Below are 572 nucleotides of genomic sequence, written 5' to 3' on the forward strand. Positions count from 1 at the left end.
GGCTTTCTGGAGCAACTCGCCGAGCTCTATGCCAACCCCGAAACCAAGGTCATGTCTCTTTGGACCATGGGTTTCAACCAGCACACGCGCGGTGTCTGGGCAAACCACATGATCTACAATCTGCATCTGCTGACAGGGAAGATTTCTGAGCCCGGCAACGGCCCCTTCTCGCTGACCGGCCAACCATCGGCCTGTGGAACGGCGCGCGAAGTCGGCACCTTCGCGCATCGCCTGCCGGCAGACATGGTGGTAACCAACCCGGAGCACCGGCATCATGCAGAGGAAATCTGGAAACTCCCGGACGGTCTTCTTCCCGACAAACCGGGATACCATGCCGTAGAACAAGACAGGATGCTGAAGGACGGCAAGCTGAACTTCTACTGGGTTCAGGTCAACAACAATGTCCAGGCGGCTCCCAATACCAGCAACGAGACCTATCTCGGCTACAGGAACCCGGACAACTTCATTGTCGTGTCCGATGCCTATCCCACGATCACCGCCATGTCTGCTGACCTGATTCTGCCGGCCGCCATGTGGGTCGAGAAGGAAGGAGCTTATGGCAATGCGGAGCG

General features: G+C 57.9%; 1 protein-coding gene. It reads left to right on the plus strand.

The genetic code is table 11. The features are described 5' to 3' along the window. Nucleotides 1-572 (plus strand): molybdopterin-dependent oxidoreductase (locus H6M51_RS24225; protein WP_185812313.1); only part of this gene is annotated, 572 nt, incomplete at both ends.

It is taken from the genome of Rhizobium sp. AQ_MP (assembly GCF_014237835.1).
Lineage (GTDB): Bacteria > Pseudomonadota > Alphaproteobacteria > Rhizobiales > Rhizobiaceae > Allorhizobium.